Here is a 24,295-nt window from a genome sequence, read left to right as displayed (position 1 = left end):
ACCCCGCGGACACGGCGACAGAATGGGCTGCTTGTTTAACCCGGACCGATCCTACCCCGGCCGACGCGGTCCCAGCACCGCCGACCTGGGGCGTCACCCGTACAGGAAGCGGCCGAGAACCCTCGCTGTAACCAGACTCACCCAACAAAGGTAAGGTTCACCTAACTCACAGGGGGTTCCCACCGGGTTCCCAGGTTTCAGCCCCTGCGAGTGGTCGCCGCAGCCGAAGCGGCGACCACCCCGTGCCGTATGACGAGGATGGACCGAGGATGACGCTTCTGCAGGAAAAGCGGACCGCACTGGCCCGCGCGGTGCTGGGCGAAGACAACTACCGCCGCGTGTTGCGTGTACTCAACGACCGCCGACAGAAGCCGCGCGTAGGCAAGGTCCGGTTCGGCGACCTGCGGCGAATCGAACCGATCTGCCGCGAGTACGGCTTCGACCGGGGACGCCCCGTCGACCGCTTCTACATCGAGAACTTCCTCACGGCGAACAGCCACCTCGTCACCGGAGCCGTGCTGGAGATCGGCGAGCGGACCTACACCGAATCCTTCGGAGAAGGCGTCACTCGCTCGGACATGCTGCACGTCGCCGATGTCCCGGGCGCGACCTACGTCGCCGACCTCACCGACGCACCGAACGTGCCGACCGACACCTACGACTGCATCATCCTCACGCAGACATTGCAGATGATCTTCGATACGAAGGCGGCGGTGGACACCCTGCACCGCATCCTCAAGCCGGGCGGCGTCGTGCTGTGCACCGTTCCCGGCATCAGTCAGATCGCCGATCCCGTGTGGAACTCGACCTGGTACTGGTCGTTCACGGAACTGTCCGTGAACCGCCTTTTCGGGGACGCGTTTCCGGCGGAGGGAGTGGCGGTGCGGGCGTACGGCAACGTGCTGTCGGCGACGGCGTTCCTGCACGGCATGGCCGATCGTGAACTCGAGCGGCACGAGTTGAACGTCTTCGACCCCGAGTACCCCGTCATCGTGTCGGTGGTGGCGCGCAAGGGCGGCGATGTCGCGGCGTGACGCCCTCGTCGCGGCGCTACGACTGCGGGCCCGGCGATGTCGGCGTCGCGGCGGAATCCTGATGTACCACTGCATCACCGAGGACACCGTCGACCCCTGGGCCATCTGCGTGTCCCCGCACGCATTCGACGAGCAGATGACCGTGCTCGCCCACGCCCGGGCCGCCGTCGATCTCGGCGACTTCGCCGGCGACGACGCCTACACCCGCACCGGCGCCCGGATCGCGGTGACGTTCGACGACGGCTACCTCGACAACCTCACCACGGCATTGCCGATCCTCGAACGCCACGAGATCCCGGCGACGATCTTCGTCATCGGCAACGGGGTGGGACGCACCCGCGAATTCTGGTGGGACGCACTGCAACGCGCTCTGCTCACGGGACCCCTACCCGAAGCGTTGGACTTTCCGTTCGGCTCCGCCCCGACGGGGTACACCCTCGACGAGCGACCCGGTGACGACGAGGCACTCGCGGGTTGGCGCGCCGATTTCGACGTCGCCGTCACATCGCGCCAGAAGCTCTTCCGCGCGTTGTGGGATGCGATCGTCGTACTGGAGCCGACCGAACAGGACGACGCGATCGACCACCTCCTCGCCTGGGCCGGGCGGCCGACGTCACCGCCGACACCACGGCCGGCGGTCGATGCGGAACAGTTCGCGGAGCTCGCGGCGCACCCGCTGATCACCATCGGCAGCCACACCCTCGACCATCCCTCACTCACGGACCTGCCCCCGACTCGGCAGCACGCCCAGATCCTCGAGGGGCGACGGACGATCGAGGAGCTTGCCGGCCATCCCGTGACCCGCTTCTCGTATCCGTACGGCCGCCACGACGACACCGCACGCGCAGCTGTTCGCGATATCGACATCGACATCGCCTGCTCCAGCGTTCCCGTGCCCGCGATCACCGGGGACGATCGCCACGCCCTGCCACGACTGCAGCCGACCGAGATGGACGGCGACCGGTTCACCCGCCGGCTACGCGAGGACTACGGCCTGCTCACCAGCACGACGCGATGAGCACGCGGTCGTGTCACGGGATTCGATCCAGGTGGTAAACCCCGTGTAACCACGGGTCCGGAACGGTGTTCGCTCCGCCACACTTGGCGACGTCCCGATCCGTCACCTCGCCCGCTGGGAACCCGATGAACCCCCTCGAATCCACGCTCCCGAACACCCGCGAACTCGATGCGGCCTGGTTACGACGTTCCCTCGGTGTCTGCAGCTTCCTGGAGCAGTCCCGAGCACTGTGTCCCACCGACGGCGCAGTGGTCACTTTTGCCGTCAAGTGGGCGCCGTTCGGTGGGCCGAGCCCGGAAGATCTCCTGGTCACGTTCGGGGTGAGTCGGGCGAAGTTCGTGTCGATGCTGCGCGCTGCACTGGCCCCGAGGGACAGTGATGTGCACCAGGCCAGGGAGATGAAACGAAAGCTGTTCACCGAACTGGCGGAGTCGTGGGGTGCGGGGTCGCGACCAGCATGAACCGGAGATAAGTTGTGCACAACCAAACTGTGCACTATCTTTCATCGGGTGACCGACGAACTGGCTCTCGACAGGCAGCTGTGCTTTGCGCTGTACGCAGCGTCCCGTGCAACGACGGCGGTGTACCGCCCACTGCTCGACGAGCTGGGACTGACCTACCCGCAGTACCTGGTCATGCTCGTCCTGTGGGAACGCGACGGCCGCGGCGTCCGTGAGATCGGCGACGAACTCGACCTGGACACCGGCACCCTGTCGCCACTGCTCAAACGCATGGAGGGGCTCGGTCTCCTCGAGCGTCGCAGGCAGTCCGACGACGAGCGGCGGGTCCTGATCCATCTCACCGACGCCGGATCCGACCTGCACGAGCCCGCGCTTGCCGTTCCCCGCCGCCTCGCCGGATGCTCCGGTCTGCCGACGGAGGAACTTCTCGCACTCCGCTCGACCCTCAAGCGCCTGACCCTCGAGTTGCGCTCCGGCGCGACCCCAACCGACGACTCCACCACAAGCTCCACCGACACAGGGAGAAACCCATGACCATCGTCTACACCGCAGAAGCGCTCGTCTCCGGAGACGGCCGCAACGGCCAGGGTCGCACCAGCGACGGACGCCTCGACCTGACGTTCGCGATCCCGGTCGAGATGGGCGGCACCGGCGACGGCACCAACCCCGAACAGCTGTTCGCCCTCGGGTACGCCGCCTGCTACCACTCCGCACTGCGTCTGGTCGCCCGGCAGTCCGGCGCCGACGTGACCGACTCCGCGGTCGGCGCCCGCGTCGGCATCGGCCCGACCGAGGGTGGCGGCTTCGGCCTCGAGGTGACCCTCGAGGTGACGCTGCCCGCCCTCACCCGCGAGCAGGCCCAGGAGCTGGCCGACAAGGCCCACCTGGTGTGCCCCTACTCGAACGCCACCCGCGGCAACATCGACGTCACCATCCTCGTCACGGGCGACGACGACTGACGGAACGAGGACCGACGATTCGGCCCGGAAGCACGGATCCGCCACGGCGGAAACGACTTCCGGGCCGAAGCCGTTCTAAAATCCGCCGAGGCCCTTGCCGATCACCACTGCCCCCATCACGACAAGCACGATGGCCATCACCTGGTGGTTCTGGGCCTGCAGCCAGTTCTTCGCGGACGCGAGCGGCTCACGCAACCGGTCTGCAGCCAGTGCGTACCCCACGACCGGGATCACCACCGTCGAGGCCGCCAGCACCGTGAACACCACCAGCGCGACCACCTCGCCGCCGCCATCCAGCCCACCGGCACCGATGGTGACGCCCGCGGACACGCACAGCAGCAGGTTCTTCGGGTTCACCGCGGCCAGCACGACACCGAGACCGGCCGCCTTCGGCAACGTCAGCTGATCGATCGCCTCCATCCACTTCGGGGTGGATGTGTCCCCGCGCTCCCGCCACTGCTTGGCCGCCAGCACCACCAGCAGCGCACCCAGGATCACCTTGATCCACGAGACCGAAGACGACCCGTCGTCGTCCGATGCCCCGACCGTGCCCGCGAGGAGAATGAAGATGCCCGTCGCGGCGACGATCCCGACGACCCAGCCGATGCCGAATCCCACGCTCGCACTGCTCGCGTTCGCCGACAGCAACATGAGGATCGCCGCGACGATCGGAATCGGCGAGATCGCCACACCGACCGCGAGGGGAAGTAGATCACCGATGACTGCACCCATGACGCGACCGTAATTCGGACGGCGTCACACCGCCTCGCCCGATACGAGTGAAATCACTCCACGGGAACACTCTCTTCCCCGAGCCCGGACGACTTCGCGAACCGGTAGGTGACGCCGGTGAGCCGTTCCGACAAACCCCACAGCGACGCCGCGACGGCGCGATCACGGGACTTGCCGGACGATCCCACCACCTTGGGATACCCCCGCTGCTCGAACGGTCCGTCGGGACCGAGGTAACTGCCCGACACCGCGGACGGGGCGGTCGCCGCATACAACTCGGGTAGCGCGCCCATCTCGGCGCTCTGCGCGAACAGGTTGCCGACTCCCATGAGGCGGTCCCAGACGGACTGCGTGTGGCCCTGCAACCCCGTGGACGCGTACCCGGGGTGAGCTGCAAGCGATTTCACGGTGGACCCCGCGGCAGCGAGTCGACGATCGAGCTCGTAGGCGAACATCAGATTCGCCAGCTTGGACTGCCCGTACGCCGGCCACCTTCCGTAGCGGCGATGCTGCCAATTCGGATCGTCGACGTTGATCGTGCCGATCCGGTGCATCAGGCTCGACATCGTCACGACCCGGTCGGTGACGCGGTCCAGCAGCAGCCCGGTGAGTGCGAAGTGCCCGAGGTGGTTGGTACCGAACTGCATCTCGAAGCCGTCCGCGGTCGCGGACTGCGGTACCCCCATCACCCCCGCGTTGTTGATCAGGACGTCGACCGTGTCGACGCCGGCCGCAAAGTCCCGTACCGACGACAGGTCCGCGAGGTCGAGGCGGCGCACCTCGGCGTTCGCGCCGATCGCGTCGGCCACCGGGGCGGCCTTGTCGACGTTGCGGCAGGCCAGGATCACGGTCGCGCCCGCGGCCCCGAGTGCCTTCGCTGCTTCCGCCCCGAGTCCGCTGTTCGCTCCGGTGACGACGACGGTGCGCCCCGTTTGATCGGCAATGTCACGCGCAGTCCATTTCGCCATGCCGCCAGCCTACGTGGATCAGCGGTTCCCGGGACGTGAGAACACCCGCCGATCGAAACAGGCACCGGCTATCGTCGCGTGACATGACCGACCCCCAGACACCCCTCGGACTCGCCGTCATCGGCACCGGATTCGGGTGTATCACACACGTTCCCGCCTTCCGCGACGCCGGCTTCGACGTTCGCGTCCTGATCGGCCGCGATCGCGAACGCACCGCGGCGCGGGCGAAGCGCTTCGACATCCCGCACGCGGCGACCTCACTGTCCGAAGCGATGGAGTTGACGCAGATCGACGCCGTCACCGTCGCCACTCCCCCACACACCCATGCCGACCTGGTGATCGAAGCGGTCGGCCTCGGCCTGCACGTGGTCTGCGAGAAGCCGTTCGCCGCGGACCTGTCGCAGGCGCGCACGATGCTCGACGCGGCGGAGCGAGCCGGTGTCGTGCACCAGGTGGGAACGGAGTTCCGTTACGCGACGCCTCAGGCATTGCTGGCGCGGGAGGTTGCCGCGGGCTCGATCGGTACCCCCAAGCTGGGCACGTTCCTCCTCCACCTGCCGATGTTCGCCGCGGAGGGCGCCGAGGCGCCCGACTGGTGGACCGACGGCGCCTCGGGTGGCGGCTGGCTGGGCGCGCAGGGGACACACATGATCGACCAGATCCGTTACACGCTGGGAGAATTCGAGACGGTCAGCGCCGGACTGCCTGTGGTGGCCGACCGCGGCCAGACCGCAGAGGACTCGTTCACGGTGCACTTCCGGACGGTCACAGGCGTGGACGGAGTACTGCAGAGCACGGTCGGGGCGTGGGGTCCGCTGATGATGACGACCCGGGTCGCGGGAACGTCAGGCACGCTGTGGTTCGAGGGCCAGACCCTCCGGCACGCCGACGCGACCGGCGAACGCGACGTACCGGTTCCGGACGATCTCATCAGCCCTGCACCGGTGCCGCCGCCCTTCGACCTGTTCTCGACCACCTACGACTGGCTGCACGCCTCCGGGATCGACCGCGCGCCGTACACCCGGCTCGCGGACGCCTTCCGTCGCCGCATCCTCGGTGAGCCGATCGGCACGGACGAGCCGCGGCCGGCCACCTTCGCGGATGGGGTTGCCGGGCAAGCGGTGATGGATGCCATCCGGCTCTCGGCAACCGAGGGTCGGTCGGTACAGGTCGCGAACCCGACCTGACCCGGACGGGACCCGACGCACGAGGGAGGGGGTGCAGATTCCTCCGCGCCCCCTCCCATCGGGATCCCGACCTGCGGTCTACAGCGGCGGGGGGGTCACGCCTCCGGCCGACGTATGGGCGCTGATCCAATTGATCACCTCGATGATGCTGAGGATGGACGAGCCGGCGGCCCCGTCCTCGGGCGTCGTCTCGTCGGCAATGTAACCCAGCGCCATGCTGGTCCCCTCTCGTACGTCCGATGCCGCCGATCGGCATCGATTGCCCGGCGGACGTTACCGGAACGAGCGCACCCTCGGCCTCGAACGAAAACAATCACACCTGCGCAGATCCGGATGGGACACCGCTGACTCGCGCACCTGGGCGTTTCCGGTCCGGCAGCACACCCGCGGACCCCCGGAAACCCATCGGATTCAGCGTTCGACACCAACGGTCGGGTAGGTGACGAAGCTCGGCTGATTCGGGTCCAGCTGCAGGTGCTGCGGTCGCAACGCGCTGTCCGAGCGCATCGGTCCGAGAGGCAGGTACCGCGGCGCACTGAGTGCATACACGTCGACCCGAAGGCGGTGACCGGGCTGCAGAATCGCATCGGTCGCCAGCAGCTTCACGTCGAGCACCGTCTGCTCACCCGGAACCGTCGGCTGTCGCGATTCCAGCGAGAGGCGGTGATGTGCATCCACGTAGTCACCGTTCGGAGCCTTCGTCGACTTGGAGTCGTCGACGGCGCGGAGCGAGGACGTGAGTGCACCGTTGCTCAGCACCGTGGACCGGCCGTCGGGTGCGACGTCGTTGAGCGTCACAGCCCAGAAGCCGTCCGTCGCGTCGTGGACCGTGTTGAGGCGCACGTTGACCGGACCCGAGATCGCCGTCGGTTCGGTGACCGGTGCGCCGGTGAACGTCAGACCGTCGCCCTCCTGGACACGCGAGTCCTTGGTGCACACCGATCCGAGAATCACGGTTGCGCCCGCGGTGCCCTGTGCCGAATCCCGGGAGCACAGGCTGCGCAGACCGGGTGCGACGGTCAGCCGGGAATTCTCGGCGGGCTTGTCGACGGCGAGGCTGCCGTCGTGGACGCTGTGGCCGGCGGTGCCGCTCGGCGCCGCCGACAGGTACAGCCGCTCGTACTCGACGCCCACCCTCGGAAACTGGTCGGTCGTCGTCCATCCGCCGCCCTGCTGGAGCAGCGTCACCGGCCCGTACTCGTCGATGCCGTTGTCGATTCCCTTGAGCCACTTGTCGAACCACGCGCGCTCGAGGACGTCGATGCGGGGCGGCGCGCCCGCGGTACCGAATCCCTGACCCGGGTTGAGGTGATACGTCTCGCCCATGACGAGTTGCTTCTCGCCCGGCGGCAGGTCGATGCCGTTGTAGATACGGGGCTCGCTGTTGGCGAAGATGTCGTGCCAGCCGCCGAAGACCATCGTCGGCACCTCGATCGCGCCCAGGTTCGCGAGCCGCTGCTGATAGAACGGCCCGTCCTGCGCGACGTCGAGCGTGGTCGGCGAGATCTCGCCGACCGTCGGAGCGGACATCGCCTGCACCAGTTCGGGAAGCAACGTGCCGGGGTTGGCGAGCCGATCGGCCACCCACCGCTGATCCACCGTGCCCCGCAACAGATCCTGGGCGTTCGGAATGAGTTTGGTGCCGTTCACCAGCGACAGCCACAGAGGCATGAAGCCGACGCCGAGACCGCCTCCCGTACCGACGATGTCGCGGATCAGGTCGTTGCCCGGCTCCACGGGAAAGATCGCCTCGAGCGCGGGTGGCCGATGACCCGCGGCCTGCACCGAGTTGATCCCGGAGTACGAGACGCCACCCATGCCGACCTTGCCGTTCGCCCACGACTGCTTGCTCGCCCAGTCGACGAGCTCGACGCTGTCCTGCTGCTCACGGGGGCCGAGGACGTCCCACATGCCCTGCGAGAAACCCGTGCCGCGGGCGTCGACGACGACCTGCACGTAACCGCTCTGCACCAGCGGGCGATTGACCCCGAACGCCTTCATGCCGCCACCGGCGACCATGCCGGTGAGCTCCGGGATCCCGTCGAGGGGCGTTCCGGTGAGATTCAGTTCGTTGAGGAAGGCGATCAGGTTCTCACCCACGCCGGGCAGCGACAGTCCCGCGTCGGCGACGGCACTGACGAGCTTCGTGTACGGAGTGACATTGAGAACGATGGGCAGCTTCTCGTCGATGGCGCGTCCGGAGGCGTCGGCGGGCCGATACACGTTGGCTCGCAGCACGGTCCCGTCGCTCATGGTGATCGGGACGTCCCAGTCGATCGCGACGCCGGGATGCTTCGGGGCCTCGTCGGCGGTGGCCAGCCACTGCTGCGCGGCCGCTCCGCCGGTGGGATCCGCGACCGCGACGGCCGGACCGCCTGCGATTCCGACTCCGATCGCCAGCGCGGTCACGACCGCACCGAGTACCTTCCCCTGTACGCGCACCCCGGTTGCCCCCTCTGTGTCGACGGGCACCGGGCGCAGCACACCATGACCGGCACCACAGAAAACCTACCGGAGGGTAACGGCTCACTCGGGGCAGGTCAACGGCTACAGGTTCGCGCCCAGAGGCCGTTGCGCCTACCTTTGGACCGTGCCTTCCGCTCCGCTGCCCGTGCGTGACGGCCTCAACCCGACCCGGTTGCGGCTGCCCGCAGACAGCGACAGCGCCACGGTGCTCGATCACCTGCTCGCACGGTTTCCCGACGACCACGAGCGCCTGCGAGAGAAGGTCGCAGCAGCCGAGGTCGTCGACGGATCCGGGACCGCGATCACCGCCGAAACCCCCTATCGCGCACACTCGTTCGTGTACCTCTACCGGGATCCGCCGACGGAGCCGCGGGTGCCGTTCGAGATCGACATCCTGCATCGCGACGAGGATCTCCTCGTCGTCGACAAGCCTCATTTCCTGGCGAGCACTCCGCGTGGCAGACACGTCGTCGAGTCGGCCCTCGTCCGGCTGCGCCGCGACCTGGAGTTGCCGGACCTGACGCCGGTGCACCGGCTCGATCGGGTGACGGCCGGTGTCCTCGTCTTCACGATCCGGCCGCAGGCGCGCAGGCCTTATCAGGAGTTGTTCGCGCACCGAGCGGTCACCAAGGAATACGAGGCTGTCGCCGGGTTCGACGCGAACCTGCCCCTACCGACAACCGTACGGAGCCGGATCGTGAAGCCGGACGGCGAACTGCGGTGCGTCGAGGTCGCGGGCGAGCCCAATGCGGAGACACGAGTCGAGCTGATCGAGGCCAGCGGCGAGGTCGCCCGCTATCGGCTGCTCCCCCGGACGGGGAAGATGCACCAGCTCCGGGTCCACCTGAACTCGCTCGGCATCCCGATCATCGGCGACAATTTCTACCCAACCCTGCACGACGTTGCGCCCGAAGACTATTCGAGTCCGTTGCAGTTGCTCGCACGCTCACTGAGCTTCGTCGATCCACTGTCCGGCGCGACGCGGACATTCACGAGTCGCCGACGCCTGGCCGCCTGGACCTGACCGGCGAAAGGGTGCGGAAGTGGCCTGAATCACACTATCTTGCATCTCAAATGCAAATTAAATAGCTTCAGTTCATGAGCCTCTCAGCAGCGTCCACCGAAGTCATCCGCGCCACCCTCCCCGCGGTCGGGGCAGCCATCGGCGACATCACCCCGCTCTTCTACAGCAAGATGTTCGCCGCGCACCCCGAGCTCGAGCGCGACCTGTTCAACCGCGGGAACCAGAAGCAGGGCGAGCAGCAGCGTGCCCTCGCCGGCTCCATCGCCGCCTTCGCGACGCTGCAGGTGAGCGAGGACGCAGCCAACATCGATGCGATCATGTCCCGAATCGCGAACAAGCACGCTTCGCTCGGCATCACGGCTCCCGAGTACGAGATCGTCCACAAGTACCTCTTCGAGGCCATCGTCGAGGTGCTCGGCGAGGCCGTCACCCCGGAGGTGGCCTCCGCGTGGGACGAGGTCTACTGGCTGATGGCCAACACTCTCATCGCGATGGAGCACAAGCTCTACGCCGACGCGGGCGTAGAGGACGGCAAGGTCTGGCGCGAGGTCAAGGTCGCGCGACGCGTCCTCGAGTCCGCCGAGACCGTGTCCTTCGTCCTGGCTTCGGTCGACGGCACCCCGCTGCCGCACTACCTTCCGGGCCAGTACATCTCGGTCGGCGTGCACCTCGCGGACGGTGCCCGACAGATTCGCCAGTACAGCCTGGTCGGGTCCCCGACTGCCGACGACTGGCAGATCAGCGTCAAGGCCATTCCCGTCGACGGAGACAACCCGGCAGGCGAGGTCTCGAACTTCCTGTACGAGAACGTCTTCGAGGGCGACATCCTGTCGGTGACCACCCCGTTCGGCGACCTCGTCCTCGACGAGGGCGACGCACCACTGCTGCTGGTGTCCGCGGGTATCGGCTGCACCCCGATGATCGGCATCCTCAACCACCTCGCGGCCACCTCTACCGCCCGGCCGGTCTCGGTTCTGCACGCCGACCGCTCCCCCGCACGCCACGCGCACCGCGCCGAGCTGACCGAGCTCGTCGGCCAGCTGCCGTCCGCGACGATCCACCGGTGGTACGAGGACCTCGGACAGCGCACGCAGGACGAGGACACCTATCTCGGACGCGCCGACCTGTCCGGCATCGACATCGCCGACGGCACGCAGGTGTACCTGTGCGGACCGCTGCCGTTCATGCAGTCGGTGCGCGAGAGCCTGATCGAGCGCCAGGTGCCCGCGACCGCGATCCACTACGAGGTCTTCGGCCCCGACAGCTGGGCTCCGGCGAGCTGATCCGAAAATACTTGTGGCCCCGACTCGTTCGAGTCGGGGCCACACGCTTCTCTACGTCCCGGAGATCTCGTTGGGCGTGACGGCGAGCTCCGCACTCGCTGTCACCGCGCCGGTCGTCAGATCCACCGCACGCACGGTCCTCGTCGCAGGCTCGGTCACGTACGCGGTGTCACCGTCCACGAACAGCGTCGGTCGCGGATCCTGCCATTCGAGCGGTTCGGTCCACGGAGCGACGACGTCGATGCGGCGAGCGACGGTGGCGGCGACGGGATCGATCACGTGCAGCGCGCCGTCGGTGCCGAGCACGAGGGCCTCACCCCGCGGCCCGCGGCCCAGCGACCGGAAGCTGTAGCTCGTCCCGAGTTCGACCGGAGTCAGCCGATGGGTCACGGTGTCGACGAGCATCACCCGTTCGGGACGCTCCAGCTCGGCGTCGCGGTCGGTCTTGTAGTCGCCGAGGACGATCGGCGACGCCTCACTGCCCGCCTGATTTCCGATGCGCCCGTATGTGTCCGGGCTCTGCACCTTCGTGATGACACCGTCGCGGTGGACGAGAACGCCGTCCTGACATCCGAAGACCAGCGCATCGTCGGCGGCGACGGCCTCTCCGTGCACGCCGGGGCACTGCTCGACGCGCGTCACCTCGCGGCGGTCGCGGTCGAGAACGACGATGCCGCTGCGGGATTCGGAGTCGCCGATCGTCGTGACGAGTCCGCCGTCGGGTAGGTCGACCGCGACGCCGTGGTGCGCGTGCGGCGTCTGGTGGACGGCGACCTCGGGCCGACCGTCGGCCAATGCGTGTGGATCGAAGGACTCCACGCGCCCGGATCCGTCGGCGAACAGCGTCGTCCGTCCGCCGTGCCGGACGACGTGCCCGGGTTTGTCGGCATCGAAGGCCCAGTCCGCCAACGCAGGCGTGGCGGCGTAGTGGTGCGCGTGGTCGCCGTGAGCCTCCGACCACGCACCCGTGTCGAGCACCCGGAATTGGGACCCGGCGGAGAGCAGGACGTGCCGACCGTCGCCCGCGGGGTTGAGCCGCGTGAAGCCGTCGAGTTCGAACTCGGCCACGGTGTCGAGGCTCGACGCATCGAGGACCGTGACGCCGCCGTCGTGGGTCACGACCAGCCGCGGTGCGGCCTTCGACACCTCTGCCGGCGCCGCGGCCACCGGGGATGTCGATTCGGGATCGGGCGAGTCGGCCGAGGCCGCGCAGCCGGTGAGCAGAGTCGCGAGGGCCGCCGCCGGAACGGCGACCCGGAAGAGTGAGGTCATGCGACAACCCTGACCGTTAATGAAAACTATTGTCAAAGACGATTGCGTGCATGTGTTCGCCGCGAGAAATCCGAAGAAACACCGACGCCAAGTCTTGACTCGTTCCAGAGTGAGGGGCCATATTGGCCAGGTGTCCCCGACACCGGACTACGCAGGCCGACTGCGCGAGGCGGATCTCCGGGCGACCCGACCCCGGGTCGCCGTGATGGGCGCCGTGCACGCCCTACCCCACGCGGACACCGAGACGATCTTCTCGTCCGTCCGCCTCGTACTCCCCGACGTGTCCCGTCAGGCCGTGTACGACGTGCTGCATGCACTGACCGCGGCACGACTGGTCCGGCGCATCCAACCGGCCGGGTTCGTCGCACGCTACGAGGCGCGAGTCGGGGACAACCACCACCACGTCGTCTGCCGATCCTGCGGGATCATCGCGGACGTCGACTGCACGGTCGGCGAGGCACCGTGCCTGACGCCGTCCGATCCCAACGGCTTCCACCTCGACGAGGCGGAAGTGGTGTTCTGGGGCACCTGCCCCAATTGCCACACCGCACAACCAGATTCGTCCGCAAGCACCTGAGAGCGACAGCACCGAAGAGACCTGTGATCAGCCCGTTCACCCACTCTCGGAAGGAACACCGTGACATCCGACAGCAGCGCAACCAACAGCGGTAGCGACAGCGAGAACCCCGCGATCGACACGCCCACACCGAAAGCGCACCGCCCCAACACCAATCAGGACTGGTGGCCGAACCAGATCGACCTTTCCGTCCTGCACGTGCACTCACCACTGTCCAACCCCCTCGGCGCCGACTTCGACTACTCAACCGAGTTCGCGAAACTCGACGTCGAGGCACTCAAGCGCGACGTCATCGACATGATGACGACCTCCCAGGACTGGTGGCCTGCCGACTACGGCCACTACGGCGGACTGTTCATCCGCATGAGTTGGCATGCGGCAGGCACCTACCGCATCTCCGACGGACGCGGCGGCGGCGGACAGGGCGCACAGCGCTTCGCACCACTCAACAGCTGGCCCGACAACGCGAACCTCGACAAGGCACGTCGCCTGCTGTGGCCGATCAAACAGAAGTACGGGCAGCAGATCTCGTGGGCCGACCTGCTCGTGTTCGCAGGCAACTGCGCGCTCGAGTCGATGGGATTCGCAACGTTCGGTTTCGGGTTCGGACGCCCCGACATCTGGGAACCCGAGGAGGTCTACTGGGGCCTCGAGGACGAATGGCTGGGCACCGACAAGCGCTACAGCGGCGAACGTGACCTGGCGAAGCCGTTCGGCGCGACGACCATGGGCCTGATCTACGTGAACCCGGAGGGCCCCGAGGGCAAGCCCGACCCGCTCGCGGCCGCCTACGATATCCGAGAGACGTTCGCCCGCATGGCGATGAACGACGAGGAGACCGCGGCACTGATCGTGGGCGGTCACAGCTTCGGCAAGACGCACGGCGCCGGCGACGCCGATCTGGTCGGCCCCGAACCGGAAGCCGCTCCGATCGAACAGCAGGGCCTCGGCTGGAAGAGCGCATACGGCACCGGGAAGGGCCCGGACCAGATCACCAGCGGCCTCGAGGTGGTCTGGACGCCCACCCCGACCCAGTGGGACAACAGCTTCCTCGAAACCCTGTACGGCTACGAGTGGGAACTGACCAAGAGTCCCGCCGGAGCGTGGCAGTTCACCGCGAAGGACGGCGCGGGCGCGGGCACCATCCCCGATCCGTTCGGCGGTGCCGGCCGGGCCCCGACGATGCTCGTCACCGACATCACGCTGCGCGAGAGCCCCATCTACAAGGACATCACCCGACGCTGGCTCGACCACCCGGAGGAACTCGCCGAGGCGTTCTCCAAGGCCTGGTACAAGCTGCTGCACCGCGACATGGGTCCGGTCTCGCGGTACCTCGGGCCATGGATCGGGGAGCCGCAGCTCTGGCAGGACCCCGTCCCCGCCGTCGACCACCCGCTCATCGACGAGCAGGACGCCGCCGCACTGAAGTCGACGCTCCTCGCGTCCGGCCTGACGGTGGCGCAGCTGGTCGGCGTCGCATGGGCGTCGGCCTCCAGCTTCCGCGGTACCGACAAGCGAGGTGGCGCGAACGGTGCCCGCCTGCGCCTCGAACCGCAGCGGAGCTGGGCCGCCAACGACTCCGCGGACCTGGACACCGTCCTTCCCGTGCTGGAACGCGTCAAGCAGGATTTCGACGCGTCGGGCAAGACGGTCTCGCTCGCGGACCTGATCGTGCTCGCCGGAGCGGCGGGAGTCGAGAAGGCCGCGAAGGACGCCGGATTCGACGTCACGGTGCCGTTCTCGCCGGGACGCACCGACGCCACTCAGGACATGACGGACGTGGAATCGTTCGCGGTACTCGAACCGCGTGCGGACGGCTTCCGCAACTACGCCCGGCCCGACGAGAAGGCTCCCCTCGAACAGCTTCTGCTCGAGCGGGCGTACATGCTGGACCTGACGGCGCCCGAGCTGACCGCGCTCGTCGGCGGCCTGCGTGGCCTCGACGTCAACCACGGTGGCACCAAGCACGGCGTGTTCACCGACAAGCCGGGCACGCTGACGAACGACTTCTTCGTCAACCTGCTCGACATGGGCACGGAATGGTCGGCGTCGGAATCGGAGCCGAACGTGTACGTCGGACGCGACCGCACGACCGGTGACGCCAAGTGGACCGCGACCGCCGCCGACCTCGTTTTCGGATCCCACTCCCAGCTGCGTGCCCTCGCCGAGGTGTACGCGTCGGAGGACGGCAAGGCGAAGCTCGTGGACGACTTCGTCGCGGCCTGGACGAAGGTCTCGAACCTCGACCGCTTCGATCTCTGACCTGATCCACAGCCTCAACCCCGGCACCCCGCGACGCAGTTCTCGCGGGGTGCCGGACATTAAGGTGTGCCAATGACTTCCCAGGAACAGTGGGAGCGGCGCACCGAATGGCCGATGGCCGTCGTCGCATTCGGATTTCTCGTCGCGTACAGCTGCGAGGTGCTGCTCAACCTCAGCGCCGGCTGGGCAGCGGTCTGTTCGGCGGTGATGTCCGGCACCTGGCTGCTGTTCGTGATCGACTACGTCGCTCGTCTGTATCTCGCCGAGCGACGCGTGCACTGGTTCTTCCGGCACCTGCACGAGTTCGTCGTCGTCGTGCTGCCCGCGATCCGGCCGCTGCGCCTGCTTCGCCTCGTGGCGATGGTCACCGTCATGCAGCGGGCAATCGGCGGCGCGATTCGCGGCAAGGTGCTCATCTACACGATCTCCACCTCGTCACTGCTCCTGTACGTCGCGTCCCTCGCCATGTACGAAGCGGAGCGCGACCATCCCGACTCGACCGTCAACTCGTTCGGCGAAGCCCTCTGGTGGTCGATGACGACGGTGACCACCGTCGGGTACGGCGACTACTCACCGGTGACGACGACGGGCCGTCTGATCGCGGCCGCCCTGATGATCGGCGGGATCAGCCTCATCGGTGTGGTGACCGCCACCATCGCCTCGTGGATCGTCGAGCAGGTCGCGGAGGAGGACAAGGCGAAACAGGCGGCCACGGCTCACCAGATCGAGGAGTTGCGGCACGAGGTACGGCGCCTCACGGATCGACTGGCGCAGGATCGGGTGCCGTCGGACTGACACCATCCGAGAAAAGCGAAAACCCCTTCTCGACGGAGAAGGGGTTTCGACGGCATTGTGGTGGCCAGGGCCGGGATCGAACCGGCGACCTTCCGCTTTTCAGGCGGACGCTCGTACCAACTGAGCTACCTGGCCGGGCGGCACCCGGACCGGATGCCTTCGCTCGGTGTGACACGTCACTCTCACACACAAGAGCGACCCTGACGGGACTCGAACCCGCGACCTCCGCCGTGACAGGGCGGCGCGCTAACCAACTGCGCCACAGGGCCTTGCTAAATGTCGTTGTCAGGCGACATTCGTTGTGCCAGACGCTCTCGCGTCTCGCTCGGTTTGAAACCTAGCAGGCGAACCCGCTACTTCCCAAATCCGTACCCCCTACGGGATTCGAACCCGCGCTACCGCCTTGAAAGGGCGGCGTCCTAGGCCGCTAGACGAAGGGGGCCTACCGAATCTCTCCGGCAAGTACCCGCAACGGCTGTTCCGTTGGGAGCTCGCATAGCTTAGGACACATCTTTCCCAGAACTCAAATCGGCTGGTCACCGCCCGTTTCTGCGTCGTTTTCGACGTTCTTCCGGGCCGCCGCGGCCTCGGCAGCTGCGGCAGCGAGCGGCGCGAGGTCCTGCCAGCCGTCCCGATGCCACCGGGCAAGCCATTCCTCGGATGCCATGGCCTCGAGCAGTACCTCGAAGGCCTCCTCGAACCGGTCGGTCAGTCCCGTGCTGTCCGTGGTCATGTCGACCATGTACCGCTGGCCGGCCAGACACGCACCGAGCACGCGACTGAAGACTGCCGGGTCGGCGCCCGGACGAAGGAGACCCTCGCGCTGTGCGCGCAGGACGAGTTCGTGAGCGGTGTGCCCCCAGACCTGCGATCCGCCTGCGCGAACGTCCGAATAGAACTCGGGTTCGATGATCAGGCGGAATTCGGCCTGGACGATGACCTCCGAAGCGAAACGCTCGGAGAGTTCGACGATGATCGCGTGCAGCACCTGAAAGGGGTCGGCGTCGACCCGCTTCCAGTAGTCGATCGCCTCGGTGTACTTGCCGAGTGCTTCCGCCAATACTGCTCGAGCGAGGTCTTCCTTCGATTCGAAATGGAAGTACATTGCGCCTTTGGTCGCGTGCGAACCTTCGAGGATCGTGTTGACCGACGCCGCGGCGTAACCGCGGCGCGCGAACTCAACAGCGGCTGCCTCGACAATCGCCGCGCGGGTTCGCCGTGCGCGTTCCTGTTGACGTGCCATATGAGCTTGTCTCGCCTCCGAAACCTGCAAGTCGTGTCCGTCCGCCCCGACAGGCCACAGAAGACCTCGATCAACACTAACCCCGCAGGACCCGAATTGTGCGCATGCTCGCCGACGTGCGGAATGTTAGAGTTCTTACCCGGGAGTAAGGTTGCGTTACCCACGGCAGAACACACCAAGTGGTACGCTTTCCGGAACTCGGGTGCGCCGCAGGGGGTGCGCACCCGAGTTCACTCTTCCCGAACCTAGAGCCAGTCCCGCCTCTTGAAGCTCCAGTACAGGCCGAATCCGAGCCCGAGGAGCAGCGCCAGACTGAACCAGAACCCCGAGGGGTTCCCGAATCCGGGAAACGGGACGTTCTGCCCGAAGTACCCGGTCACACCCGTCGGGATAGCGATGATCGCAGCCCACGCCGTCAGCTTCTTCATGGTCTCGTTGAGGGAATTACCTTGCATGGCAAGGTGCGTCGCGAGAATCGACTCGATGGTGTCCCGCATGCCGTCGATCCGCTCGGTGGCCCGCAGGGTGTGGTCGTAGACGTCCTGGTAGTACGGCACCAGGTCGCCCGCAACGACGTGCGAACCCTGACGCAGCAGGGCACTGAACGCCTCGTTCATCGGCAACACCGCCCGACCGAGATGCGCGACCGCCTTCCGCAGCACGAAACTGCGAAGCTGCACCGCGTTCTTCGGCCCCGCCCCCAGCAGCAGGTCGTCCTCGAGGGTCTGGATCCGGTCGTCGAGCGTGTCGATCACCTCGAAGAACCCGTCGACGACCGCGTCGAGCACCGTGTGCAGGAGGAACCCGACGCCATGCGTCACGAGATCCACGTTGTCGTCCCACTCCTCCAGGACCGGCCCGAGCGCGAATCGGTCGTCACCTCGGATGGTGATCAAAGCGCGGGCGAGCACGAAGATCGACAGATCCGTGCCCTCGAGATGATCGGTCGCGGTGTCGTACCGCACCGCGCGGCAGTGAAGGAGGCTGTGGTCGCGGAAGCGCACCAGGCGCGGTCGCTGGCGCCCGGAGAGCACGCTCTCGATCGCGAGGTGATGCAGGGCCACCTCGCCCCCGATCAGCGGCGCCATCAGGGCGATGTCGGTGGCGGACGGAGCGAGGAGATCCACCCAGATCAGGGCGTTCTCCTGCGAGCGATGTGATGCGAGCTCCGCCAGCGGCAGGTCGCTGCCCACCAGCTTCCCGTCGACGTAGAGCCGATTGCGGATCGCGCACGACACGTGCGCACCCGCCGCGCCCACCGTGTCCATCGCACCTCCAGATCGCCGCCCACCAATCCTGACCCGGCGAACCCACAATCGCAGGCAACCGCGGCCGTGCGCGGCGCGGCGTGGCGGGTGGGGGTCCCGTGGTCGCAGCCGCCCCGGGCACATTAGACTCCTGCACCACTGCCCCTTTAGCTCAGTTGGTAGAGCTACGGACTTTTAATCCGCAGGTCCTCGGTTCGAGCCCGAGAGGGGGCACCACCGCCCCATCGGGTTCACCCGGTGGGGCTTTTTGTTTGCCCTCCGTTTGCCAAACGATGTGGTGATCATCACCTCCAACCCTCCCGCGGTCACTCAGGGTCACGTTTCACGCGATTCCGAAACAACCTGATATGCAGCGGTTTTCGAGAGATTCCGCGCCTTCCTGCCGTGCATCGGACAGTCGATCCGTCGGACTCGACTGGGTAACGCTTTCCTCAAATCCCACTCCAGGGATATCGGTTAGGCGAGTGGTCTGATACCACTAATGAGGCAGCAACGAAGTAAAACGGCCAACTCGACTACAAATCAACAACTTTCGTGGTCGACCTCGGCTTACGCGCAACGCACGAGCTTGTTCAACGAGGCCCGAAAGGCGGTGAGTGGAGATGACCATTCCCCACGTCGCTAAGCAGTCGACCCTACGCTCGGCACGACGGTCCTGTGCGTGCCCAGGCGAACGTATCGTCGAGTCCGCGGCCATCCGTTCCACCGATGCCGACCTCGGTCACACCACCTTCCGCACCCTCGAGAACGCGACGACCTCTCCGCTCACGACCGCCCAGGCCGCGGGCCTCGGCCGGCTGGTCCGCAGGATCGTCAACAGCCCCGTCGGCCTGCCGGGCGGTTTCGACACCGTCGAGGATCTCTGTCGCGGGTACCTCGCCGCCAACCTCGCCGCTCCGACCACCGACCAGGTACGGGCAGGCGTCCAGCGCACCCTCACCATGCTGCGATCCACACACGCCTGACGACTGCGGGCGGCACCCGCCGCCCGACTGTGTCGAGTGGTGCACGATCCGGTAAAGCAGGTCGACACCGCGTTCACCACGGGATCAGAATGGACTCCTGAGGCTCTATCCCAGGAGGCCGTCATGACCGTGAACGCCGCCGACGCGAGTTCCGCCAACTACTCGGACGACCGAGATCCGTCACATACCCGCGAGGTCCGCCGGGACTTCCTGGTCGTGGCGACGGGCGTGGCCCTCGTCCTGCTCAGCCTGTGGGTGCCCGTTCAGGGCGACGAACAGATCACCGCCACCATTCTCATCCTCGGCATGGTCGCCTACTCGGCCGGACTCTGGGCCATGACGACGGAGTCTCGAACCAGCCACTGGGGGCTGGTGGTCCTGGGAGCGGCACTCCTGCTGACCCCGCTGGTCATGGCGTTCCCGTCGGGAACCACCACCGCGGCCGTGGTTGCCGTGACATCGGGCGTCATCGTCGCCGCCGCCGGCATCCTCGGGCTGATGATGAACCGGGACGACGACCAGGTCGCCCCCCAGCACCGCCGCTGACCGGCGCACGAGGAGGATCGCCGGCTACCGACGGGTGAGCACCGCCAGCCGCGACGCGAGCAGGACGCCGATCGCGAGCAGCGCCCCGATACAGGCCACCGTTCCGAGCCAGCCGCCCGCCCCGTATGCGATACCTGCGCCTGCCCCCGCGAGGCTCGACCCCAGGTAGTAGGCGCACAGGTACAGCGCGGACGCCTCCGCCCGGTGGCGGGTCGCGAGGAGCCCGACCCATCCGCTCGCAACCGAGTGCGCCGCGAAGAATCCCGCGGTGAACAGCACCATCCCGGTCAGCACCCACGGCAGCGAGTCCACGAGCGTGCACGCCATTCCCGCTGCACTGCACCCCAACCCCGCGAGCAACACCCAGTGCCTTCCGAGTCGGTCCGCGAGGCGTCCCGCGGCGGACGACGTCACCGTCCCGGCGAGGTAGATGAGGAAGACCAACCCGACGACGGACGACGGCAACGCGAACGGATCGCCGAGCAGTCGGAAACCGAGGAAGTTGTAGGCGGAGACGAACCCACCCATGAGGATGAAGCTGAGTACGAACAGGATTCGCAGTCGTGGGTCACGGAGGTGTTCGGCGAGGTTCGACGCCACAACCCGCAGGCCGACGGGCTGCGGCCGGAAACGCCGAGACGCGGGCATCACTCGCATCATCACGACCGCGAACAGCAGCGCCGCGATCGCCGCCGCCTGCATCGCCCACCGCCAGGTGGTGACGTCGAGCAGGGTGGTGGGGATCATCCGGCCGAGCAGTCCGCCGATGGTGGTGCCCGCCACGTACCGTCCCATCGCGGCGCCGAGGTCGCCGCCGTGCACCTCCTCCGCGAGATACGCCATCGCGACGGCGGGGATTCCCGCGAGCGTGGCGCCCTGCAGCGCCCGCCCGGCGATCAGGACCTCCAACGTCGGACTGAACGGCAGGAGCAGACCGATCGCACTCGACGTGACGGCCGAGACGGCCATCACCCGAGTCCGCCCGAAGCGCTCGGACAGCGCGCTGGCGGGCACGATCACCAGCGCCAGGACTCCGGTGGTGACGGACACCGCCAACGCCGCCGAGGCGGGCCCGACCCCGAAGTCGTCGGCCAGCGCAGGAAGCAGTGCCTGCACCGAGTACATCGAGATGAAAGCGGCGAGACCCGCGGCGAACAGGGCCACGGTGATACGGGTGTAGCCGGGTGTGCCGCGGCGGTACGGCGGCACGCGATGCGCAGCCGTTCGCGCTTGATCCGTGTCGGGCCGAGCAGTGCTGTGGTTGACGAGCGTCATGGAACCTCCGGGCCCCATCCTGATCCGCAACCACTCATCAGTAAAATGCGAGAAACTCGCGTTTCTCATGTAGAAAATGCATATGCTCAGCACCGGGCTCCGCTGGTTCGTCACCCTCGCCGAGGAGGGACAGGTGACGGCGGCCGCGGACGTCCTCGGCATCGCCCAGCCCACCCTGTCGCGGCGCCTCGCGACGCTCGAACAGAGCATGGGTGTCGACCTGTTCGACCGGTACGGCCGTCGACTCGCACTCAACGCCCACGGCGCACTCCTCTACGAGCACGCCCGGCGTGCCCTCGACGAACTCGACGCCGCCGAATCCCGCATCGCGGAGCTGACGAGCGCGACGGACGGCACTGTCCGGCTCGACTTCCTTCACTCCCTCGGCTCCTGGCTGGTACCGGCACTGATCCGCGACTTCCACCGCACGGCACCGCGGGTGCGGTTCGCCCTGCACCAGGACGCCGCCGGCCATCTCGCCGACCGGATCCTCGCGGGACACAGCGACCTTGCCGCGGTCTCGCCGCGGCCACGCGCGGAGGGGCTCGGCTGGCTCCTGCTCGACCGCCAGCAACTCGCGCTCGCCGTCCCGACCGGGCACCCCCTCGCGGACCGCCCCGAGATCGACCTCCGCGACGCAGCAGGCGAACCGTTCATCGCGATGCACCCCAACTACGGCATGCGGCGCCTCCTCGACGAGGCCGCCGAACGCGCCGGCTTCGCCCCTCGAATCGTGTTCGAGTCGAGCGAGCTCGCCACCGCGACGGGCCTGGTCTCCGCGGGACTCGGGGTCGCGCTGGTGCCCATCCGGGAAGCCGACCCCGAGGCAGCAGGCGTGGTCGTCGTGCCGATCCGCGGCGCGGACGCCGTCCGCGAAGTGGGGATGGTGTGGGCGCTGAGCCGCCCGCTCACTGCTCCGGCCCGCAGGTTCCGCGACTTCGTCGCACAGCACGACCGATCCACAGGGTGACGGCCGAGCGCGTCGACGCGCGAACGGCGCCCCAGCGGGCCGATACTGTCCGGAATGGCTTGCAGCGACGCAGACCTGAACAGAAAGCGAGCACCATGTCCGCCGTAGACGAACTCCTCGCACAGATTCCCATCTCTCAGATCGCCGCCCGGCTCGGGGTCGACGAAGCCACCGCGGAAACGGCAGTGAGGTCGGCCGTCCCGACACTCCTGGGTGGCCTCGAAGCCAACGCGCAGGACAGCGGCGGAGCCGCATCCCTCGAGAGCGCTCTCGCCCAGCACCAGGGCAGTTCCCTGCTCGAAGGCGGCGTCGACATCGACCAGGTGGACGCGGCCGACGGGGAGAAGATCGTCGGTCACGTGTTCGGCGACAACACGGACCAGGTGGTCAGCACCCTCGGCGGCATCGGTGGGGCAGGCGGCAGTTCCCTGATGAGCAAGCTCCTGCCGATGCTGGCACCGCTGGTGCTCACGTTCGTCGCCAAGCAACTCGGCGGTGGGGCGCAGGGGCAAGCGACCTCCGCATCGGGTGGCGGTATCGGCGATCTCCTCGGCGGCCTGCTCGGCGGAAAGTCGGCGGGCGCGGGCGGCGGTATCGGGGACCTCCTCGGCGGCCTGCTGGGCGGCGGCGGGACCGGCGGTTCCGGCGGTATCGGCGACCTCCTCGGCGGCCTGCTGGGCAGCGGCCGCAAGTAGCGCAGAGCCTCCGGCGGCATCCAGGTCGCCGGGGGCCGCGTAACGGATCCGACTCCGTCGCCGATGTCGATCGGTAACCGGCTGTAGGTGACCTCCGGGATATCGACGGCGAATTCCGAGGTGGTCGCGGTAGGGAACCGAAAGTTATCAGCCGATTCCCAGTTCGAGACCCGCCGGAAACATCCCGGGCCAACCTACGGTCCCGTAGGCTGGGTCCCGCCAATACCCGCGACACCTGGAGGCACAGCAATGGCGAGAGAGCTCACCCAACTCGAGTTGCTCAAGGAACTGGAGCCGGTGGCCGAAGCCAACCTCAACCGCCACCTGTCCATGGCCAAGGATTGGCACCCGCACGACTACGTCCCGTGGGACGAGGGCCGCAACTTCGCGGCGATGGGTGGCGACGACTGGGCGGAAGAGCAGTCCCGACTCGATCCCGTCGCGAAGGCGGCGATGATCACCAACCTCCTCACCGAGGACAACCTCCCCTCCTACCACCGGGAGATCGCGGAGAACTTCTCCCGCGACGGTGCCTGGGGCACCTGGGTCGGCCGCTGGACGGCCGAGGAGAACCGGCACGGCATCGTGATGCGCGACTACCTCACCGTCACCCGCGGTGTGGACCCCGTCGCCCTCGAAGAGGCCCGGATGATCCACATGACCAACGGGTACTCCTCCCCCGGCGACACCGAGGGCCTCCTGCACTCCGTCGCATACGTCACCTTCCAGGAGTTGGCGACGCGCGTCTCGCACCGCAACACCGGCAAGGCGTGCAACGACGACATCGCGGACCGGATGCTCACGCGCATTGCGGCCGACGAGAACCTGCACATGATCTTCTACCGCAACATCTGCGAGGCGGCGCTCGACGTGTCCCCCGACCAGACGGTCGCGGCGATCACCGACGTTCTCACGCATTTCCAGATGCCCGGCGCCGGCATGCCGAACTTCCGCCGCAACGGCGTTCTCATGGCCAAGCACGGCATCTACGACCTGCGTCAGCACCTCGAAGAGGTCGTCATGCCGGTGCTGCGCAAGTGGAAGATCTTCGAGCGCACCGACTTCACCGCCGCAGGCGAGGCCTCGCGCGATTCGTTGTCGGTGTTCCTCGACGACCTCGGCGTGCAGGCGAACAAGTTCGAGGAGCAGCGCGACCGCGCGCTCGCCCGCGAGGCGGCCAAGCGGGAGCGCGAGGAGCGCGCCTCCTGACCTGAACCAGGTGCGACCCCGGCCGCCGTGCACGCTGCAGAGCTGCCCGCGCGGGACGGTCGTTCCCGGAAAACAGCTATCCTGTG

24 protein-coding genes and 4 tRNA genes are annotated in these 24,295 nt (G+C 67.5%); 17 read left to right on the top strand and 11 right to left on the bottom strand.

Annotated elements, in window-relative coordinates:
• The first annotated feature begins 269 nt into the window (after positions 1–269).
• From FFS72_RS05465 to FFS72_RS05445, 5 genes are all read left to right on the top strand, one after another.
• Positions 270–1,034 (top strand): methyltransferase domain-containing protein, encoded by a 765-nt coding sequence (locus FFS72_RS05465; protein ID WP_137872978.1) that lies wholly within the window; start codon positions 270–272, stop codon positions 1,032–1,034.
• Positions 1,021–2,052: a polysaccharide deacetylase family protein gene (locus FFS72_RS05460; protein WP_249353132.1), complete on the top strand. Its 1,032-nt coding sequence runs from the start codon at positions 1,021–1,023 to the stop codon at positions 2,050–2,052. The genes FFS72_RS05465 and FFS72_RS05460 overlap by 14 nt, the downstream gene beginning before the upstream one ends.
• 125 nt (positions 2,053–2,177) lie before the next feature.
• On the top strand, positions 2,178–2,513 hold the full coding sequence (locus tag FFS72_RS05455) for a hypothetical protein (RefSeq protein ID WP_137872977.1): 336 nt from the start codon (positions 2,178–2,180) through the stop codon (positions 2,511–2,513).
• A gap of 48 nt (positions 2,514–2,561) precedes the next feature.
• Positions 2,562–3,047, top strand: a complete 486-nt coding sequence (locus FFS72_RS05450; RefSeq protein ID WP_137872976.1) for a MarR family winged helix-turn-helix transcriptional regulator — start codon at positions 2,562–2,564, stop codon at positions 3,045–3,047.
• Positions 3,044–3,472 carry an organic hydroperoxide resistance protein gene (locus tag FFS72_RS05445; protein WP_050066507.1) on the top strand — a complete coding sequence of 143 codons (429 nt, stop codon included), beginning with the start codon at positions 3,044–3,046 and terminating at the stop codon, positions 3,470–3,472. The genes FFS72_RS05450 and FFS72_RS05445 overlap by 4 nt, the downstream gene beginning before the upstream one ends.
• Positions 3,473–3,547: 75 nt before the next feature.
• Here FFS72_RS05445 and FFS72_RS05440 read toward each other — a convergent pair whose 3' ends face one another.
• Complete coding sequence (locus FFS72_RS05440) at positions 3,548–4,204, bottom strand: GAP family protein (protein WP_137872975.1); 657 nt, start codon at positions 4,202–4,204, stop codon at positions 3,548–3,550.
• Between the two features lie 53 nt (positions 4,205–4,257).
• A complete protein-coding gene (locus FFS72_RS05435) occupies positions 4,258–5,172 on the bottom strand; it encodes an oxidoreductase (RefSeq protein ID WP_137872974.1) in 915 nt (304 codons plus the stop codon).
• A gap of 83 nt (positions 5,173–5,255) precedes the next feature.
• Between FFS72_RS05435 and FFS72_RS05430 the strand changes: the two genes are divergently transcribed.
• On the top strand, positions 5,256–6,359 hold the full coding sequence (locus FFS72_RS05430) for a Gfo/Idh/MocA family protein (protein ID WP_137872973.1): 1,104 nt from the start codon (positions 5,256–5,258) through the stop codon (positions 6,357–6,359).
• 78 nt (positions 6,360–6,437) lie between these two features.
• Here FFS72_RS05430 and FFS72_RS26340 read toward each other — a convergent pair whose 3' ends face one another.
• Together FFS72_RS26340 and FFS72_RS05425 are read right to left on the bottom strand one after the other, a co-directional pair.
• Positions 6,438–6,575: a hypothetical protein gene (locus FFS72_RS26340; RefSeq protein WP_171018568.1), complete on the bottom strand. Its 138-nt coding sequence runs from the start codon at positions 6,573–6,575 to the stop codon at positions 6,438–6,440.
• Between the two features lie 195 nt (positions 6,576–6,770).
• Complete coding sequence (locus FFS72_RS05425) at positions 6,771–8,801, bottom strand: CocE/NonD family hydrolase (protein WP_137873018.1); 2,031 nt, start codon at positions 8,799–8,801, stop codon at positions 6,771–6,773.
• Positions 8,802–8,949: 148 nt separating this feature from the next.
• Between FFS72_RS05425 and FFS72_RS05420 the strand changes: the two genes are divergently transcribed.
• The gene (locus FFS72_RS05420; RefSeq protein WP_137872972.1) at positions 8,950–9,849 is read left to right on the top strand and encodes a pseudouridine synthase; all 900 of its coding nucleotides are present in this window, start codon (positions 8,950–8,952) and stop codon (positions 9,847–9,849) included.
• Positions 9,850–9,923: 74 nt separating this feature from the next.
• The gene (locus FFS72_RS05415; RefSeq protein WP_137872971.1) at positions 9,924–11,132 is read left to right on the top strand and encodes a globin domain-containing protein; all 1,209 of its coding nucleotides are present in this window, start codon (positions 9,924–9,926) and stop codon (positions 11,130–11,132) included.
• Between the two features lie 51 nt (positions 11,133–11,183).
• On the opposite strand, the gene aztD is transcribed toward FFS72_RS05415, so the two are convergent.
• Positions 11,184–12,404, bottom strand: coding sequence for a zinc metallochaperone AztD (gene aztD, locus FFS72_RS05410; RefSeq protein ID WP_137872970.1), 1,221 nt, complete (start codon positions 12,402–12,404; stop codon positions 11,184–11,186).
• Positions 12,405–12,534: 130 nt separating this feature from the next.
• On the opposite strand from aztD, the gene FFS72_RS05405 reads away from it, so the two are divergent.
• The 3 genes from FFS72_RS05405 (at position 12,535) to FFS72_RS05395 (ending at position 16,038) form a co-directional block, all read left to right on the top strand.
• A complete protein-coding gene (locus FFS72_RS05405) occupies positions 12,535–12,981 on the top strand; it encodes a Fur family transcriptional regulator (protein ID WP_137872969.1) in 447 nt (148 codons plus the stop codon).
• 60 nt (positions 12,982–13,041) lie between these two features.
• Positions 13,042–15,243, top strand: coding sequence for a catalase/peroxidase HPI (gene katG / locus FFS72_RS05400; protein WP_137872968.1), 2,202 nt, complete (start codon positions 13,042–13,044; stop codon positions 15,241–15,243).
• A 72-nt stretch (positions 15,244–15,315) separates the two neighbouring features.
• On the top strand, positions 15,316–16,038 hold the full coding sequence (locus FFS72_RS05395; RefSeq protein ID WP_137872967.1) for a potassium channel family protein: 723 nt from the start codon (positions 15,316–15,318) through the stop codon (positions 16,036–16,038).
• A gap of 58 nt (positions 16,039–16,096) precedes the next feature.
• Here the strand turns inward: FFS72_RS05395 and FFS72_RS05390 are convergent.
• The 5 genes from FFS72_RS05390 to FFS72_RS05370 form a co-directional block, all read right to left on the bottom strand.
• Positions 16,097–16,173, bottom strand: a tRNA-Phe gene (locus tag FFS72_RS05390).
• A gap of 60 nt (positions 16,174–16,233) precedes the next feature.
• Positions 16,234–16,307, bottom strand: a tRNA-Asp gene (locus tag FFS72_RS05385).
• Positions 16,308–16,407: 100 nt separating this feature from the next.
• A tRNA-Glu gene (locus tag FFS72_RS05380) sits at positions 16,408–16,480 on the bottom strand.
• 81 nt (positions 16,481–16,561) lie between these two features.
• Positions 16,562–17,281 carry a ScbR family autoregulator-binding transcription factor gene (locus FFS72_RS05375; RefSeq protein WP_137872966.1) on the bottom strand — a complete coding sequence of 240 codons (720 nt, stop codon included), beginning with the start codon at positions 17,279–17,281 and terminating at the stop codon, positions 16,562–16,564.
• A 245-nt stretch (positions 17,282–17,526) separates the two neighbouring features.
• Positions 17,527–18,549, bottom strand: coding sequence for a magnesium transporter CorA family protein (locus FFS72_RS05370; RefSeq protein WP_137872965.1), 1,023 nt, complete (start codon positions 18,547–18,549; stop codon positions 17,527–17,529).
• 140 nt (positions 18,550–18,689) lie between these two features.
• Here FFS72_RS05370 and FFS72_RS05365 point away from each other — a divergent pair.
• The 3 genes from FFS72_RS05365 to FFS72_RS05355 all read left to right on the top strand — a co-directional run bounded on the left by FFS72_RS05365 (position 18,690) and on the right by FFS72_RS05355 (position 20,060).
• Positions 18,690–18,765 (top strand) — tRNA-Lys (locus tag FFS72_RS05365).
• Positions 18,766–19,151: 386 nt separating this feature from the next.
• On the top strand, positions 19,152–19,514 hold the full coding sequence (locus FFS72_RS05360; RefSeq protein WP_137872964.1) for a hypothetical protein: 363 nt from the start codon (positions 19,152–19,154) through the stop codon (positions 19,512–19,514).
• Between the two features lie 123 nt (positions 19,515–19,637).
• Complete coding sequence (locus tag FFS72_RS05355; RefSeq protein ID WP_137872963.1) at positions 19,638–20,060, top strand: SPW repeat domain-containing protein; 423 nt, start codon at positions 19,638–19,640, stop codon at positions 20,058–20,060.
• 24 nt (positions 20,061–20,084) lie between these two features.
• Here the strand turns inward: FFS72_RS05355 and FFS72_RS05350 are convergent, their stop codons facing one another.
• Entirely contained in the window at positions 20,085–21,335 is a 1,251-nt protein-coding gene (locus tag FFS72_RS05350; protein WP_137872962.1) for an MFS transporter, read from the bottom strand.
• 82 nt (positions 21,336–21,417) lie between these two features.
• Here FFS72_RS05350 and FFS72_RS05345 point away from each other — a divergent pair, with 82 nt between their 5' ends.
• The 3 genes from FFS72_RS05345 to FFS72_RS05335 all read left to right on the top strand — a co-directional run bounded on the left by FFS72_RS05345 (position 21,418) and on the right by FFS72_RS05335 (position 24,209).
• Positions 21,418–22,305 (top strand): LysR family transcriptional regulator, encoded by an 888-nt coding sequence (locus FFS72_RS05345; protein ID WP_137872961.1) that lies wholly within the window; start codon positions 21,418–21,420, stop codon positions 22,303–22,305.
• Between the two features lie 95 nt (positions 22,306–22,400).
• Positions 22,401–23,000, top strand: a complete 600-nt coding sequence (locus tag FFS72_RS05340) for a DUF937 domain-containing protein (RefSeq protein WP_137872960.1) — start codon at positions 22,401–22,403, stop codon at positions 22,998–23,000.
• A gap of 249 nt (positions 23,001–23,249) precedes the next feature.
• Positions 23,250–24,209: an acyl-ACP desaturase gene (locus tag FFS72_RS05335; RefSeq protein WP_137872959.1), complete on the top strand. Its 960-nt coding sequence runs from the start codon at positions 23,250–23,252 to the stop codon at positions 24,207–24,209.
• Positions 24,210–24,295: the final 86 nt, after the last annotated feature.

Origin of the sequence: Rhodococcus sp. Q (assembly GCF_005503035.1) — a bacterium.
Taxonomy (GTDB): Bacteria; Actinomycetota; Actinomycetes; order Mycobacteriales; family Mycobacteriaceae; genus Rhodococcus_G.
Note: the sequence above shows the minus strand (reverse complement) of the source record. Positions and strands in the feature narration are given on the sequence as shown.

Bases quoted from the DNA above. Each gene is read 5' to 3' on its own strand.
- aztD (WP_137872970.1), bottom strand. From the start codon at position 12,404: ATGACCTCACTCTTCCGGGTCGCCGTTCCGGCGGCGGCCCTCGCGACT.
- FFS72_RS05340 (WP_137872960.1), top strand. From the start codon at position 22,401: ATGTCCGCCGTAGACGAACTCCTCGCACAGATTCCCATCTCTCAGATC.
- FFS72_RS05415 (WP_137872971.1), top strand. From the start codon at position 9,924: ATGAGCCTCTCAGCAGCGTCCACCGAAGTCATCCGCGCCACCCTCCCC.
- FFS72_RS05455 (WP_137872977.1), top strand. From the start codon at position 2,178: ATGAACCCCCTCGAATCCACGCTCCCGAACACCCGCGAACTCGATGCG.
- FFS72_RS26340 (WP_171018568.1), bottom strand. From the start codon at position 6,575: ATGGCGCTGGGTTACATTGCCGACGAGACGACGCCCGAGGACGGGGCC.
- FFS72_RS05435 (WP_137872974.1), bottom strand. From the start codon at position 5,172: ATGGCGAAATGGACTGCGCGTGACATTGCCGATCAAACGGGGCGCACC.
- FFS72_RS05430 (WP_137872973.1), top strand. From the start codon at position 5,256: ATGACCGACCCCCAGACACCCCTCGGACTCGCCGTCATCGGCACCGGA.
- FFS72_RS05395 (WP_137872967.1), top strand. From the start codon at position 15,316: ATGACTTCCCAGGAACAGTGGGAGCGGCGCACCGAATGGCCGATGGCC.
- FFS72_RS05350 (WP_137872962.1), bottom strand. From the start codon at position 21,335: ATGACGCTCGTCAACCACAGCACTGCTCGGCCCGACACGGATCAAGCG.
- FFS72_RS05355 (WP_137872963.1), top strand. From the start codon at position 19,638: ATGACCGTGAACGCCGCCGACGCGAGTTCCGCCAACTACTCGGACGAC.
- FFS72_RS05345 (WP_137872961.1), top strand. From the start codon at position 21,418: ATGCTCAGCACCGGGCTCCGCTGGTTCGTCACCCTCGCCGAGGAGGGA.
- FFS72_RS05370 (WP_137872965.1), bottom strand. From the start codon at position 18,549: ATGGACACGGTGGGCGCGGCGGGTGCGCACGTGTCGTGCGCGATCCGC.
- FFS72_RS05440 (WP_137872975.1), bottom strand. From the start codon at position 4,204: ATGGGTGCAGTCATCGGTGATCTACTTCCCCTCGCGGTCGGTGTGGCG.
- FFS72_RS05460 (WP_249353132.1), top strand. From the start codon at position 1,021: ATGTCGCGGCGTGACGCCCTCGTCGCGGCGCTACGACTGCGGGCCCGG.
- FFS72_RS05375 (WP_137872966.1), bottom strand. From the start codon at position 17,281: ATGGCACGTCAACAGGAACGCGCACGGCGAACCCGCGCGGCGATTGTC.
- FFS72_RS05465 (WP_137872978.1), top strand. From the start codon at position 270: ATGACGCTTCTGCAGGAAAAGCGGACCGCACTGGCCCGCGCGGTGCTG.
- FFS72_RS05360 (WP_137872964.1), top strand. From the start codon at position 19,152: ATGACCATTCCCCACGTCGCTAAGCAGTCGACCCTACGCTCGGCACGA.
- FFS72_RS05335 (WP_137872959.1), top strand. From the start codon at position 23,250: ATGGCGAGAGAGCTCACCCAACTCGAGTTGCTCAAGGAACTGGAGCCG.
- FFS72_RS05445 (WP_050066507.1), top strand. From the start codon at position 3,044: ATGACCATCGTCTACACCGCAGAAGCGCTCGTCTCCGGAGACGGCCGC.